This window comes from Pilibacter termitis, assembly GCF_900167335.1.
GTDB classification, from domain to species: domain Bacteria; phylum Bacillota; class Bacilli; order Lactobacillales; family Streptococcaceae; genus Pilibacter; species Pilibacter termitis.
In genome coordinates this window covers 1-14,902 of record NZ_FUXI01000004.1, presented here as the reverse complement: position 1 = coordinate 14,902, position 14,902 = coordinate 1, and the positions used below count along the sequence as shown (strand labels likewise).

Here is a 14,902-nt window from a genome sequence, read left to right as displayed (position 1 = left end):
CTTTGTCTAGCTACAAAATATTGTTTTATTTTTCGAAATAGTTCTTATTTAATAGTTTAACAAAAAATTAAATGATTGTGTAGTGAGAAATCGTACTTTCACACTTTCGTCAATGTTTCCAAGGTTTTCTATAAAAAAAGCAAGTCTGCAATAGACCTGCTCTAAAATTTTCTAAATCGTTCATACCGTTGCGTGACTAATTCTTCTTCGCTAAGAGTTGCTAGTGATTGCAATTCTCTTATGATTTCCTTTTTCAATGTTGCACACGTCTCGCTGTTTTCTGGAATAATTTTGTCGATTACCCCCATTTTCAACAACTCTGGTGCAGTAATTTTCATTAGTTCTGCCGCCTCTGCCGAACGGCTACCATCTTTCCAAAGAATAGAGGCGAATCCTTCTGGCGAAAGAATTGCATACATAGTATGCTCAAGCATCCAAACTTTATTTCCCATCGCTAAAGCCAATGCTCCACCACTGCCTCCTTCACCGATAATAATCGAGAGAATCGGGACACGCAAGCCACTCATTTCATATAAATTGCGTGCAATCGCCTCACCCTGTCCACGTTCTTCTGCACCAAGACCAGAAAATGCCCCTGCAGTGTTGATAAATGTGATAATTGGACGTTTGAATTTTTCTGCCTGTTTCATCAAACGCAAGGCTTTGCGATACCCCTCAGGGTGTGGTTGACCAAAGTTTACACGTAAATTTTCATTCAAATCTCGTCCTTTTTGAATACCAATAACTGTTACAGCCATTCCCTCTAGCTTGGCAATTCCGCCGACAATCGCATTGTCATCGGCAAATTGTCTATCACCATGCAATTCAATAAAATCCTCGAATAATTCTTCAAAGTATTCAAGTGCAGTCATTCTTCCTTGATTGCGTGCTAGAGATACAATTTCGTTTGCTGATTTACTCATCTCCCCATACTCCTCTCTTACCTATCAAATTACTCATTTCTTTTATGAATCAATAAAATTTTAAATAATTGCTCTTTCATTGCTATACGTGGCACAATTGTGTCTACAAAGCCATGTGAAAGTAAAAATTCAGCTTTTTGAAAATCCTCTGGTAGTTGGGTTTTCATGGTTTGCTCGATTACTCGGCGTCCTGCAAAGCCAATTAATGCTTGAGGTTCCGCTAGAATAATATCGCCTTCCATCGCAAAACTTGCCGTTACCCCACCTGTTGTTGGGTCGGTTAAAACAGAAATATATAAATTGCCCAAGTCGCTATGTCTTTTCACCGCTGCGGAAATTTTTGCCATTTGCATCAAACTCATAATTCCCTCTTGCATACGAGCACCTCCACTCGCTGTAAAAAGAACAACTGGCAAACTTTGTTTACAAGCTTTTTCAAATAAACGGGTAATTTTTTCTCCAACAATCGTTCCCATTGACCCCATGATAAAATTGCTATCCATAATGCCAAGGGCAACTTTTTCTCCAGAAATTGTCGCTACTCCTGTCAAAACAGCCTCATCAAGACCTGTTACTTTTTGCGTTTTAGCCAATTTCTCTTGATAATCTGGGAAATTCAAAGGGTCTTTTGACTTCAAGTCATTGTCCCATTCCTCAAAACTTTTTTCATCCACAATCAAGCTCAAACGTTCCCATGCTGTAATTCTAAAATTATAATGACAATCTGGGCAAATTTTTTCAGCACCTAAATCACGATTGTAAATCATTCGCTTACAGCTTGGACATTTAGCAAACATTTCCTCTGGTACATCTGGTTTTTTCTTATTCAGATTTTCCGTTAATGCACGATTCGGATTGATGCGAATGTATTTTGCTTTTTTCTTGAACAATGCCACAATAGTTCCCCCTTGTTTCATTTTCTACTTGTTCAATTATGAACAAGCATTCTACTTCCTCCAATATTTTTCAAAAGGATAGCGATAGGGCAAACCCAATTCCGTTTGTTATCAAATGAATTTGAGTTTTGCCCTAACCCGTCCCCTTTTATTTAGAGTTATTTTTCTCTTGCCAATTTGGCAGGAAATTTTCCATTAAATAAGCAGTGGAATAATCTCCTGAGATAATTGACTGGTCTGCTATTAAATCCAGCTGAAATTCTGCATTCGTGACAACGCCCTCTACTTCAAATTCAAGCAAAGCTCGTTGCATTTTCATCAACGCCTCAAAACGATTTTCCCCATGCACGATAATTTTAGCAATCATCGAGTCGTAAAAATGAGGAATCGTATATCCTTGATACATTGCCGAATCAACACGCAACCCCGGTCCACCACTTGGCAAAAATAGTTCCTCTATCTTGCCGGGGCTTGGGGCAAAATTAAATTGTGGATTTTCTGCGTTGATACGACATTCTATCGCATGACCACGAAACTCAATTTCTTCCTGTTTGTACGGAAGAACATCACCGTAGGCGATTTTGATTTGTTCTTTGACAATGTCAACACCTGTCACATATTCGGTTACAGGATGTTCCACTTGCACACGAGTATTCATTTCCATGAAATAAAATTCCCCGTCTTTATAAAGAAACTCAATCGTTCCAGCGTTTTCATAGCCGACATGAGCTGCCGCACGTCTTGCTGCCTCACCGATTTCTGCACGTTTGGTTGAACCAATCGCAACAGAAGGAGATTCTTCCAAAACTTTTTGGTTGTTTCGCTGAAGTGAACAGTCACGTTCGCCCAAGTGAATGACATTGCCATGCTGGTCACCTAAAATTTGCACTTCAATGTGACGTGCAGGATAGATGACTTTTTCGATATACATTGCCCCATTACCAAATGCTGCTTTCGCCTCTTGTTGTGCATTGGTAAACAAACTTGGCAATTCTTCTTTTGTTTTTACTTTACGAATCCCTTTTCCACCGCCACCAGCACTAGCTTTGAGCATAACTGGATAACCGATTTCTTCTGCAATGACAAGTGCCTCCTCAACGGTTTCTACTTCGCCATCACTTCCTGGGATAACAGGAACTTTCGCCTCAATCATTTCCTTACGAGCGTTGATTTTATCGCCCATTTTGTCCATAATTTCAGCACTTGGTCCGATAAATTTAATGCCTAACTCCTCACACATGGTCACGAATTTTGAGTTTTCACTTAAAAATCCAAAACCCGGATGAATAGCTTCGGCTTTCGTTGCAATCGCAGCAGAGAGAATGTTGTTGACATTCAAATAAGAGTCTGTTGCTTTCGCTGGACCAATACAAACTGCCTCATCTGCCATTTGTGTGTGAAGTGCCTCTTTGTCTGCCTGAGAGTACACTGCGACTGTCTTAATTCCTAATTCACGTGCCGCACGAATCACTCGAATAGCAATTTCACCACGATTGGCAATTAAAATTTTTGAGAACATATCTTTCATCTCCTAGATTTATTGTCTAAGACAATAAATATTTCACTTAAAAAAAGCGATTATTCTGAGCTATTTTCTATTAGTAAGATAGATGTCAAGGAATGGTAGGTTTTTCGTTTTTTTGTGAAATCATACGCAATGACTGTTGCTATATTTCAAACGTAAAATCTTCTATGCAAAAAATATTTGATCTTTTTTTTCGACCCGATTTAAAAAGTGCTTCTCGGGGTTCACTTTGAGCATGGCTCAAAGCGAGACTTCGTCTCGGTCTACTTCGTAGACTTGAACTCCTCCTACGCAAAAGTATTCGCTACGCTGAAAAGCTACGCTTTTTAGCCAGTCTAGTTACGAATTGCAGGATTTTGGATACTGTTCGCAGTGGCACTTGAAACTTCGTTTCAAGTATATAAATGCCACGGCTCACTGTATCAAAATCCTTACGCAATTCTACGCTTTTTATCCAATCTAGTTTCAATGTGCAGAAGTTTGGATACTATGAGGTACAGCACTCGAAACTTCGTTTCAAGTATATAAATGCCACGGCTCACTGTATCAAAATCCTTACGCAATTCTACGCTTTTTAGCCAATCTAGTTTCAATGTGCAGAAGTTTGGATACTATGAGGTACGGCACTCGAAACTTCGTTTCGAGTAAATAAATGCCATACCTCATTGTATCAAACTTCTAAACGCACATTTCAACCTTTTATCCAATCATAAACGTTAGTTCTGCTTCGGCTACTTTTTTGTTGTCTACATAGGCGATTCCTTTTCCTATTCCTGCTACTTTTTTCACTTTTATGATTTCGACTTCTAATCTTAGCGTGTCGCCCGGTACTACTTTTTGGCGGAATTTTGCTTTATCAATTCCTCCAAAATAGGCTGTTTTTCCTTTGAACTCGTCCATACCTAAGAGTGCCACTGCACCAGCCTGTGCGAGAGCTTCGATAATCAATACTCCCGGCATAACAGGCTCTTGTGGAAAATGTCCGTTAAAAAATTCTTCATTTGCTGTTACATTTTTCTTTGCAACAATCTTGCGACCTACTTCTAATTCTTCCACTCTATCAATCAATAAAAACGGATAGCGGTGGGGAATCGTCGCTTTGATTTGATTAATGTCCATGACACTCACGATATAGACCTCCTAAATTTATTTAATTTTAAACAAAGCATCTCCAATGCCGACTACTTGTTCATTTTCAACCAATATTTCTGTTACAACTCCTGAAATTCCAGCTGGGATTTCATTCATCATTTTCATCGCCTCAACAATACAAACTGTATCATGCTCAGAAACCGTATCGCCCACTTTCACGTAAGCTGGCTTGTCTGGTGCTGGTTGCAAGTAAACTGTACCAACGATTGGACTTGTTACAACTTCACCTTCAGCCTCTACTTTTACCTCAGCTACTTCTGCTTTTGGTGTTTCCGCTGGCACAGGTGAGGCAACTGGTGTTTCTGCTACTTGCGGTGTTGCTAAAGGTGTTTGCGGCACTGCTACATAATTGCGTCCGTAGCTTTCGTTTTTTGAAAGATACAGTTCAAAATCTCCTTTGCGTAAGTCAAATTCTCGCAAGGTTGATTTGTCGAATTGCTCGACGATTTCTTTTACTCCATGAATGTCCATGCTATTCACTCCATTTCTTTAAGCAGATGACTGCATTGTGTCCACCAAAACCAAGAGAATTACTGATCGCATAATCGAATGTGTGCTCCACTCCATGTTCTAGGACAACATTCACATGAATATCTTCACCAAGTTCCGTTGTGCCAGCATTGACTGGAACAAATTGATGTTGAAGTGCCTCAAGTGTGGCAATCGCCTCAATTCCTCCTGCTGCTCCAAGCAAGTGTCCTGTTAAAGATTTTGTTGAAGAAACTAAAACGTTGCTGTCGTCTCCAAAAACTGTTTCAATCGCTTTGCTTTCTCCTTTTTCATTTGCCTGTGTACTTGTGCCATGTGCGTTGATGTAGCCTACTTCACTTGGGGAAATGCCCGCCTCATCAAGTGCCAATTGCATTGCTTTTGCTGCTCCACTTCCGTTTGGCTCAGGGCTTGTCATGTGGTATGCGTCACAATTTGCACCGTACCCTACCACTTCGCCAAGAATTTTCGCTCCACGCTTTTGAGCATGCTCCAAACTTTCAAGCACCAAAATCCCTGCTCCTTCTCCCATAACAAAGCCATTTCTGTCTTTGTCAAACGGAATACTCGCACGTTTTGGGTCTTCCGTTGCACTAAGTGCTGTAAGAGAGGCAAAACCAGCAATCCCAATTTCACAAATGGAAGCCTCCGCTCCACCTGCGACAATCACATCACTATATCCATGTTTAATACTGCGGAACGCTTCACCGATAGAATTTGTCGCACTCGCACACGCTGTTACAACAGACGTGCAAATGCCTTTGGCACCTAAACGCAACGCAATATTTCCTGCTGCCATGTTGGCAATTGCCATTGGGATAAAGAGCGGTGCCACACGTTTCATGCCTTTGTTGTTCATGCGTGTGATTTGCTCTTGAATGGTTGGAAGTCCTCCAATTCCGCTCCCAACAATGACACCAAAGCGATTCATATCTTCATTTTCCAAGTCTAATCCAGACATTGCAACCGCCTCAAGTGCTGCATAAATGCCATAAATTGAGAACATATCCATGCGTTTAGCATCTTTTTTGACAAAGTATTTATCAAAAGGGAAATCTTTAATTTCTCCTGCAACAGAAATACCAGACTCCGTTGCATCAAAACGTGAAATTGTATCAATTCCGACAGTTCCCTTCTCCAAACTTTCCCAAAACTCTTCTGCTGTATTGCCAATAGGTGAAGTTACACCATAACCTGTAATCACTACTCGATTCATGCTTTTCTCCTTGTCTGAAATAATTTTTGAACAAAAACGCTACTTCTATCCCTGCATTACAAGACCGCCGTCAACATTTAACACTTGACCTGTAATGTATTTTGCTTGTGCTAAAAACAATGCTACTTCTGCAACATCTTCTGTCGTGCCAAAGCGTTTCATCGGAATCGTTGCGTTCATTTGTTCTTTGATTTTTTCAGATAGAACAGCTGTCATCTCAGTTTCGATGAAACCGGGGGCAATTGCATTTACCGTAATGCCTCTTGTGGCAACCTCACGAGCAACTGATTTGGTAAAGCCAATAACTCCTGCCTTACTAGCAGCATAGTTTGCTTGACCAACGTTGCCAATTAAGCCAACGACACTTGATAAATTAATAATTGCTCCACTGCGTCTCTTCATCATTAATTTTACCATTTGTTGCGTCATATTAAACGTTCCAACTAGGTTAATTTGTAAAATTTTTTCAAAATCCTCTTGGCTCATGCGAAGAAGTAGTTTATCATTCGTAATTCCAGCGTTATTAATTAACACATCAATCGCTCCAAGTTCGCTTTCTGCTTGAGCAATCATCTCTCCTGCCGAAGTAAAATCTGAAATATCACCTGAAACTCCAATCGCTTTTACACCGTATGAAGTTAGCTCATTCAAAAATTCCTCTGAAATTTCCGAGCGACCATTGACCACAACATTTGCACCTGCTTTGGCAAATTCAACTGCCATCGTGCGACCAATTCCACGTGTTGAACCTGTAATCAATACATTTTTCCCTTTAATTGTCATAATTTACCCCTTTATCAAGGCAAGTGTTTCAGATAAAGTTTCCCTATCTTCAACACGAGTACCTGTAATTGTTTTGTCGATTTTTTTCATAAAACCACTCAACACTTTTCCCGGACCAATTTCAATGAAATTCGTCATGCCAAGTGTTTTCATTGTTTCAATACTATCATAAAAACGAACACTTTCCATCACTTGACGTGTTAAAAGTCCTTTGATTTCTTCCTTAGCAAACACTTCAGCTGTCGTGTTTGAAATCACTGGAAACGCAAAATCTGAAAAATTGACCTCTTCAAGTGCAACTGCAAGTTTTTCAGATGCTCCCTTTAACAAAGCCGTGTGGAATGGACCTGAAACGTTGAGCGGAATCATGCGTTTTACGCCATTTTCTTGCAAGAGCTTAACTGCCTCATCTACTGCTGCAACCTCACCGCCGATAACAATTTGTTGTGGCGTGTTATAATTTGCAGGACTAACAATGCCGTATTCACTTGCTTTTTGACAAACTTCTTCAATCAAACTACGCTCTGCGTTCATGATTGCCACCATTTTCCCACTACCTGCTGGTGCAGCTTCTGTCATATATTTCCCACGTTTTGCGACAAGAGCAACCGCCTCTTTAAATGCCAATGCTCCACTTGCAACAAGTGCTGAATATTCGCCAAGTGAAAGTCCTGCCGCCATATCCGCTTGAATCCCTTGCGTTGCAAGCAAGCGAGTAATTGCTGTGGAAGTTGTCAAAATCGCAGGCTGTGTATATTCGGTCAATCCAAGTTTTTCTTCCTCTTGAAAAACAAGTTCTGCCAAGTCATAACCTAACACTTCACTCGCTTCTAAAAACGTGTGACGGACAATTTCCTCTTGTTCATATAAATCATGTGCCATGCCAACATACTGAGCACCTTGACCTGCAAATAGAAATGCTGTTTTCATCATTTCCCCCTCTTATCCGTTAAATCTCGCTTGCTGACGTGCAACAACTTCTTTTGCCTCGCTCATCAACTCTAAGATAATTTCTTCGACTGTTTGCTCTTTGTGAATCATTCCTGCAATTTGCCCTGCCATAACAGAGCCATTTTTCACATCTCCGTCCACTACGGCAATTCTCAATGCACCACGACCAAGCTCCTCGAAAATTTCCAAGTCTGGATTTTCTTGCTGAAATGCAAGTTTTTCTTGCTTGTCAAATTCTCTTGTCAAATTATTTTTCAACGCACGCACGGCGTGACCGAAATGTTGGCTTGTGACAATTGCATCAATATCACGAGCAGCAAGAATTTTATCTTTATAATTTTGGTGAACATTGTTTTCTTTTGCAACAAGGAAACGTGTCCCTAGCTGAACTGCCTCAGCTCCTAGCATAAATGCCGCTGCCACACCACGACCGTCACCAATTCCACCCGCTGCGACAACAGGAATTTCTACTGCATCAACAACTTGTGGCAAAAGTGCCATTGTCGTAAGTTTACCGATATGACCTCCTGCCTCCATGCCCTCAACAATCAACGCATCTGCTCCAATTTTTTCCATGCGTTTAGCTAAAGCAACACTTGGAACAACAGGCATTACTTTGATATTCGCCTCTTTGAAGCGTTCCATGTATTTACTCGGATTCCCCGCTCCAGTCGTTACAACTTTAACCCCTTCTTCAATCACTGCATCCACTATATCGTCCACAAATGGCGACAAGAGCATGATATTTACCCCAAAAGGTTTATCTGTTGTCGCTTTAATTTTGCGAATTTGTTCTACAACCACTTCTTTTGGAGCATTTCCTCCACCGATAATTCCAAGACCTCCAGCACGACTTACCGCTCCTGCTAAATCAGCATCTGCAATCCATGCCATACCACCTTGAAAAATCGGATAATCAATATTTAGTATTTCTGTAATTTTTGTTTTCATGAAAAACCTTCCTTAAATATAATCCCTAATGAGTAATTTGTATGTAGTGCTTGTTTTTAAGGACACCTCTAAACTATCCCTTAATATTTAGTATAAAGAAAAATAAATGCAAAAAACAATTACAAGCACATCTTTTCACTTACAAAAAACTGCCGATTTTCGCAATCCAACACGCTCATACAGGTACACATTCCCTGCAAAGAGTGGCTAAATTTGCGAAAATCAGCTATTCTCGTGCTTATTTTAATTGCCCGTCAACGTAGTCAACTAAATCTTTTACAGTTTTCAAACCGTCTTCAGATTCGATTTTCACGTCAAATTCATCTTCGATTTCGTTGATGATTTGGAACAAATCTAATGAATCAGCTTCTAATTCATCAAAAGTAGTTTCCAATTTTACTTCATCTTCGTCTTTACCTAATTCTTCAACGATAATTTCTTTAATTTTGTCAAAAGTCATGTGTAATTCCTCCAAATAATTTTATAGTGTATGAGCAAAAGTATAGAGTTCTGGAAACCAACTCTTACTAAACCCTTTTAACATACCGACAATCACCATTTCACTCAAAGTGATTTCCTTAGTCATTAGATAGTTATTAATTTGAATTACAAAATCTTGCAACTCATACTCACCGTTATTATAGTGTGGATTGATTATTTCATTGATAATCTGATGGATTTGTTCAAAATCAATTTCTGATAAACCTAGTTCAACAAATAGTAATGATAAAGAAATCGGACTTTCTAGTGTATGTCCTAGATATTCCGCAATTTCCGATATTGCTCTTTGTCTCATTTCATCCATACTATATCAGCCAATCCAAAATAGTTTTAATGTAGTGTGCGATTTCTACCGCTTCACTTCGTTTCATCCCACCATTTACTAAACCTCTAATTACAGCATCTTTTACGGCATTTACTGGAACATCAGCCCATTTTAACAAAGGTTCTACTGCTTTAGTAATTTTTGCATAACTAGCCGCCACTTTTTTTGCTGCTGTTTTACCAGCTGCAATTTCAACTAGTTCAACAACAAGCCCTTTGGACTTTAATAAAGCTTTAATAGCTTGTTTTACCCAACTAACTCCTCGAGCTTTTTTGGAAACTACATAATCTTCCTCCTTTAGTTCTGGAATTGGACTATTCCCTTCATCTACATAATAGATTGCCTGTTCAAGTACTTCTTCCGCTTTTGCAACACTCATTACGTTAGGTAATAACAATGAAATACTCATTGACAATACTGCCAATTTTATTCCTGTTTTCTGCATTTTTTTAATTTCCTCCTTATATTTTTTATATGCAAGGATTAAACTGTGACAACAAGAGTACCCCATGTCAATCCACCGCCAAATCCTGTTAGCACCAATTTTTGATTTGAGCCAAGAATGACTCTGCCTTTTTCCACTTCTTCTGAAAGGAGAATTGGAATACTTGCAGCAGAAGTATTTCCATATTTATCCATATTGGTTGGAAACTTACTTCTTTCCGCTTTTACTTTTCGTGCCATTTTGTCAATAATTCTCATATTTGCTTGATGTAAGAGAAATGTATCAATTTCTTCAACACTTAATTTTGCTCTTTCAAGCGTTTCAAGAATGTTTTGCGGGACATCACGCACTGCAAAATCAAAAATGTCACGTCCGTCCATTTTCAAATATGGCTCATTTTGAAAACCAGAGGAAAATTCTAGTTGTGGCTTAATGCACATTGCCGTTAAACTTCTGCCACGCACACCGTCACTTCTTAGATTTTCAGCCAAGATATGCTGCGTATCATTCGCCTCAAGCAATACACCACCTGCACCGTCACCGAACAGGACGGCAGTCGTTCTGTCTTGCCAATCAACGATTTTGCTTAGACATTCTCCACCAATGACTATCCCTTTCTTACTGCCAGAAAGAATAAATTTCTCTGCAACAGTAAGAGCATAGACAAATCCTGAGCAGGCAGCTGAAATATCAAAAGCCAACGCACGAGTTGCTCCAATCGCTCCTTGCACCAAACTTGCCGTTGAAGGCGTTGCAAAGTCTGGAGTCATGGTGGCAACAAGAACGAAATCAAGCTCGGAAGGATCTATTTCCGCCTTTTCTAACAACTTTTTGGCAACCTCTATACATAAATCCGAGGTATTTTCGTTTACTGCGATATGACGACGTCTTATACCTGTACGAGTAGAAATCCATTCGTCACTTGTTTCTAACATAGTGGATAAGTCATCATTTGTCACAATTTTTTCTGGCACGTAATGTGCCACCTGTGTAATCTTTCCAAATTGCATTTTCATTTAAACCTTTCAAGATATTCGTGAAGATTTTTTAATGCCTTTAACAACGCATCACTTTCCACCTCATTCATATCTCCGAGAATATTTTTCACCATGCTTCGATGAAAGGATTGATGAACGCGGTAAACGAGTTTGCCTTTATGTGTCAGCCCAAGTTTGACTACACGTCTGTCGTCTTCTGAACGAATACGCTCGACATAGCCTTTTTTCACCAAATTATTCACCGCAACAGTCAGCGTACCAACTGTCACCATGAGTTCTTTTGCCACTTCGCTGCTTGTTTTCTTGCGATACATACCAATCACTTCAATGGTGTGCATTTCCTTAATCGAAATGTCTGAGAACTGAGATTTTTGAAGCTCCGTTTCCTCAATCGTCAAGATATCATTAAAAATACTTACAAGATATTCATTGATTGTTTCTACATCTACTGTCAAATTTCTCACTCCCACTTTTCATCTGTAATCAAATAATTTGAACATCAAATGATTTGATATTCAAACTATATACGAAAATAAATCAAAGTGCAACCCTTTTATACATTTTTTTAATTTTATACGGGCTTTATGTTAGAATTTCACTAATAAAGCACGCTTGTTTATTTATTTTTAGTCATTTCCATTTCAGACGATTTTCCCTTCCACACATTTTTTCATTGACTTTCTTCTTGTGATTCTTTATTATGAGATTAGTTTGAATATCAAAGTTTTTTAACCTTTTGTTTTCAAACATTTTTTCACCATAATACAGAAAAAAATTTTCCTAACTATACAAGGAGGGCATATGTTTAAGCCGTTAGTTATCAAGGATTTAGTAGCAAAAGTACCACTTATTCAAGGAGGAATGGGGATTGGAATTTCTCTTTCTCGCCTTGCTGGTACTGTTGCAAAAGAAGGTGGCATTGGAATACTTTCCACCGCCCAAATCGGTTACAGACGTGATGATTTTGAAAAAAATTCACTTCGTTCAAATTGGCAAGCAATCAAAGAGGAATTTGATGAAGCAAAACGTATCGCTAAAGGCGGAATTGTTGGCTTTAATATCATGGTTGCTCAATTTCAATATGAAAAAATCGTTCAACGCTGTGTAGAAATCGGGGCAGATGTTATCATTTCAGGTGCAGGTCTTCCTGTAAATTTACCCGAATTGGTCGAAGGAAGCAAAACAAAGATTGCACCAATCGTCTCAAGTGCCAAAGGAGCTAAAGTGCTTCTCAAAACTTGGGCAAAACGCTATAACCGCACTGCTGACTTTGTCGTAATTGAAGGGCCAAAAGCCGGAGGACATCTCGGTTTTAAAGCAGATGACATTCAAAGTGCCATCGAAAACATGGACAATGAAGTCAAAAAAATCGTTGAAATCGTAAAAGAATATGCGGAAACATTTAAAGAGAAAGTACCTGTTATTTTTGCAGGTGGTGTCTTTACTCAGGAAGATATTCAGCACTACCTTTCACTTGGGTGTGACGGGGTGCAAATGGCAACTCGTTTTGTGGCAACAGAAGAATGTGACGCTCCAGACGACTTTAAAGAGCGTTATATTAACGCAAAAGAAGAGGACGTAAAAATCATTAAGTCACCCGTTGGATTGCCGGGAAGAGCGATTCACAACAGTTTTTACGAACGCATTCAAACACAAACGCCAATTCCAATCGAAAAATGCCGAAATTGTTTGAGCTACAAACATTGCGACCGTAAAACGATTCCTTACTGTATCTCAGAATTTCTGCTCAAGGCAGTCAATCACGATACCGAAAACGCCTTACTTTTCGCAGGTGCGAACGTTTATCGGGTGAATGAGATTACAACTGTTAAGAAATTGATTGATGAATTGTTTGATAGATAAGCACGAACAATTTACTTCTAAAAAACGAATGTATTGTCTGTTTCTATGATGATACATTCGTTTTTTTATCCCTCAGCCTCAAAAAAAAGCCTCATGACAAGGCATGAGACTTTCTATTATCAAAAATTAAAAACTTGCTACGTCCACTTTCACACCAGGACCCATTGTAGTTGTCACAGTGATGTTTTGGATATAAGTTCCTTTTGCAGCTGATGGTTTTGCTTTTACCATTACGTCATGAATAGTTTTAAAGTTTTCAACCAATTTTTCGTTATCAAATGAAACTTTTCCGATTGGCACGTGGATATTTCCAGCTTTGTCTACACGGTAAGTCACTTTACCAGCTTTTACTTCTTCAACAGCTTTGGTAACGTCCATTGTAACAGTACCTGTTTTAGGGTTTGGCATCAAACCTTTTGGTCCAAGTACACGTCCAAGACGACCAACAACTGCCATCATATCAGGAGTCGCTACTACAACATCAAAGTCGAACCAGCCACCTGAAATTTTTTGTACAGTTTCTTCGTCACCAACGTAATCAGCTCCAGCAGCTTCTGCTTCTTTTGCTTTTTCACCTTTTGCGAAAACCAAAACTTTTTGAGTTTTACCAGTTCCGTTCGGAAGTACAACAGCTCCACGAATTTGTTGGTCAGCTTTCTTAGGGTCTACGTTTAAACGATATGCAACTTCAACTGTTGCATCGAATTTTGCAAAGTTTGTTTCTTTTGCTAAAGCTACTGCTTCATCAACAGTGTAAACTTTTTTTGTGTCTACTTTTTCCAAAGCAGCACGCAATTGTTTGCTTTTTTTAGCCATGTTAATAATCCTCCTAGTAATGTGGTCTAACGGTTTTTCCTCCCACATGGTGTATGACTACACCTCTGCTTTCGCGTGGGAATTTGGGCAAGTAAAAGATTATCCTTCTACAACAAATCCCATACTACGTGCAGTACCTTCAATCATACGCATTGCACTTTCAACGCTTGATGCGTTCAAGTCTGCCATTTTTGCCTCAGCGATTTCTTGCACTTGTGCTTTTGTCACTGTTGCAACTTTTTTCTTATTAGGTTCTCCTGAACCTTTTTCCACTTTTGCAGCTTTTTTCAATAATACTGCAGCTGGTGGTGTTTTTGTGATGAATGTAAATGAACGATCTTCATATACAGAAATCACAACTGGAATAATCAATCCAGCTTGGTCTGCTGTACGGGCATTAAATTCTTTTGTAAAGCCCATGATGTTGATCCCTGCTTGACCTAACGCAGGACCTACTGGCGGAGCTGGTGTAGCTTTCCCCGCAGGAATTTGCAATTTAACAAGTTTTTCTACTTTTTTTGCCACGACTCTTTACCTCCTTGAGTTACGTGTGTGGTTGAATGGAGATGAAAATTTCTCCTCCCACAGTTCTATTGCATTTGACATGCTTGGATATTATAACATATTTTTTTTGGGGGTGCAAGAGGTTTTGAGATTCAGGGGAGTTTTTTTAGTTATTACGTATAAAGAGATAAAGAAACAAATTTTGATAGGAGTGTTTATTTCTTTTTTACTAAAACTTGAAACACCAAAACCCCACGTTTCCCCTTACCTCACCAACATTCAAGGGGAATAAAAAAAGCATGAAACACTCAAAACTTGATATAATTAAAGTACCAAACCATAACGATCAAGGAGTGTTCATGCCATGAATATTATAACACGAAACAACCAAGAAAAGTCATTTATTCAACATTCAATTGCCAAAAGTTTTCAGCGATTTGAATTTGAAAAGATTGCTCGTTTGTCTAATATGAAGAAGGAAAAAGGAATTCCTTATCACACCTTGTTTGTCTACTTGGTAGAAAGTATTTTTTCTGGAAAATCAACACATCGTGATTATCAAAG

At 39.1% G+C, this 14,902-nt stretch carries 18 protein-coding genes; 2 read left to right on the top strand and 16 right to left on the bottom strand.

Annotated features, from left to right (window positions below):
- Positions 1-161: 161 nt before the first annotated feature.
- From B5D30_RS02260 to fabT, 14 genes are all read right to left on the bottom strand, one after another.
- Positions 162-923: an acetyl-CoA carboxylase carboxyl transferase subunit alpha gene (locus tag B5D30_RS02260; protein ID WP_078806415.1), complete on the bottom strand. Its 762-nt coding sequence runs from the start codon at positions 921-923 to the stop codon at positions 162-164.
- Positions 924-952: 29 nt separating this feature from the next.
- A complete protein-coding gene (gene accD, locus B5D30_RS02255; RefSeq protein WP_078806517.1) occupies positions 953-1,819 on the bottom strand; it encodes an acetyl-CoA carboxylase, carboxyltransferase subunit beta in 867 nt (288 codons plus the stop codon).
- 148 nt (positions 1,820-1,967) lie between these two features.
- Positions 1,968-3,338: an acetyl-CoA carboxylase biotin carboxylase subunit gene (gene accC, locus B5D30_RS02250; RefSeq protein ID WP_078806414.1), complete on the bottom strand. Its 1,371-nt coding sequence runs from the start codon at positions 3,336-3,338 to the stop codon at positions 1,968-1,970.
- A gap of 705 nt (positions 3,339-4,043) precedes the next feature.
- Positions 4,044-4,463: a 3-hydroxyacyl-ACP dehydratase FabZ gene (fabZ, locus tag B5D30_RS02245; protein WP_407675490.1), complete on the bottom strand. Its 420-nt coding sequence runs from the start codon at positions 4,461-4,463 to the stop codon at positions 4,044-4,046.
- 27 nt (positions 4,464-4,490) lie between these two features.
- Complete coding sequence (gene accB, locus B5D30_RS02240; protein WP_078806412.1) at positions 4,491-4,967, bottom strand: acetyl-CoA carboxylase biotin carboxyl carrier protein; 477 nt, start codon at positions 4,965-4,967, stop codon at positions 4,491-4,493.
- 1 nt (position 4,968) lies between these two features.
- Positions 4,969-6,201 (bottom strand): beta-ketoacyl-ACP synthase II, encoded by a 1,233-nt coding sequence (gene fabF, locus B5D30_RS02235; RefSeq protein ID WP_078806411.1) that lies wholly within the window; start codon positions 6,199-6,201, stop codon positions 4,969-4,971.
- A 45-nt stretch (positions 6,202-6,246) separates the two neighbouring features.
- The gene (fabG, locus tag B5D30_RS02230; protein WP_078806410.1) at positions 6,247-6,984 is read right to left on the bottom strand and encodes a 3-oxoacyl-[acyl-carrier-protein] reductase; all 738 of its coding nucleotides are present in this window, start codon (positions 6,982-6,984) and stop codon (positions 6,247-6,249) included.
- A 3-nt stretch (positions 6,985-6,987) separates the two neighbouring features.
- The gene (gene fabD / locus B5D30_RS02225; protein ID WP_078806409.1) at positions 6,988-7,917 is read right to left on the bottom strand and encodes an ACP S-malonyltransferase; all 930 of its coding nucleotides are present in this window, start codon (positions 7,915-7,917) and stop codon (positions 6,988-6,990) included.
- Between the two features lie 9 nt (positions 7,918-7,926).
- Positions 7,927-8,886, bottom strand: coding sequence for an enoyl-[acyl-carrier-protein] reductase FabK (gene fabK, locus B5D30_RS02220; RefSeq protein WP_078806408.1), 960 nt, complete (start codon positions 8,884-8,886; stop codon positions 7,927-7,929).
- Between the two features lie 238 nt (positions 8,887-9,124).
- On the bottom strand, positions 9,125-9,346 hold the full coding sequence (locus B5D30_RS02215) for an acyl carrier protein (RefSeq protein ID WP_078806407.1): 222 nt from the start codon (positions 9,344-9,346) through the stop codon (positions 9,125-9,127).
- Positions 9,347-9,367: 21 nt separating this feature from the next.
- Positions 9,368-9,691: a hypothetical protein gene (locus B5D30_RS02210; protein WP_078806406.1), complete on the bottom strand. Its 324-nt coding sequence runs from the start codon at positions 9,689-9,691 to the stop codon at positions 9,368-9,370.
- A 1-nt stretch (position 9,692) separates the two neighbouring features.
- Positions 9,693-10,157 carry a hypothetical protein gene (locus B5D30_RS02205; RefSeq protein ID WP_078806405.1) on the bottom strand — a complete coding sequence of 155 codons (465 nt, stop codon included), beginning with the start codon at positions 10,155-10,157 and terminating at the stop codon, positions 9,693-9,695.
- A gap of 38 nt (positions 10,158-10,195) precedes the next feature.
- Complete coding sequence (locus B5D30_RS02200) at positions 10,196-11,167, bottom strand: beta-ketoacyl-ACP synthase III (protein WP_078806404.1); 972 nt, start codon at positions 11,165-11,167, stop codon at positions 10,196-10,198.
- A gap of 2 nt (positions 11,168-11,169) precedes the next feature.
- A complete protein-coding gene (fabT, locus tag B5D30_RS02195) occupies positions 11,170-11,610 on the bottom strand; it encodes a fatty acid biosynthesis transcriptional regulator FabT (protein WP_144399450.1) in 441 nt (146 codons plus the stop codon).
- 346 nt (positions 11,611-11,956) lie between these two features.
- Here fabT and B5D30_RS02190 point away from each other — a divergent pair, with 346 nt between their 5' ends.
- Positions 11,957-13,018, top strand: a complete 1,062-nt coding sequence (locus B5D30_RS02190; RefSeq protein ID WP_078806402.1) for an NAD(P)H-dependent flavin oxidoreductase — start codon at positions 11,957-11,959, stop codon at positions 13,016-13,018.
- Between the two features lie 126 nt (positions 13,019-13,144).
- Here the strand turns inward: B5D30_RS02190 and rplA are convergent, their stop codons facing one another.
- Together rplA and rplK are read right to left on the bottom strand one after the other, a co-directional pair.
- Complete coding sequence (gene rplA, locus B5D30_RS02185) at positions 13,145-13,834, bottom strand: 50S ribosomal protein L1 (RefSeq protein WP_078806401.1); 690 nt, start codon at positions 13,832-13,834, stop codon at positions 13,145-13,147.
- A 99-nt stretch (positions 13,835-13,933) separates the two neighbouring features.
- Positions 13,934-14,359 (bottom strand): 50S ribosomal protein L11, encoded by a 426-nt coding sequence (gene rplK, locus B5D30_RS02180; RefSeq protein ID WP_078806400.1) that lies wholly within the window; start codon positions 14,357-14,359, stop codon positions 13,934-13,936.
- Between the two features lie 343 nt (positions 14,360-14,702).
- Between rplK and B5D30_RS02175 the strand changes: the two genes are divergently transcribed.
- The coding region (locus B5D30_RS02175) for a hypothetical protein (protein WP_200806701.1) at positions 14,703-14,902 on the top strand (200 nt) is incomplete at its 3' end.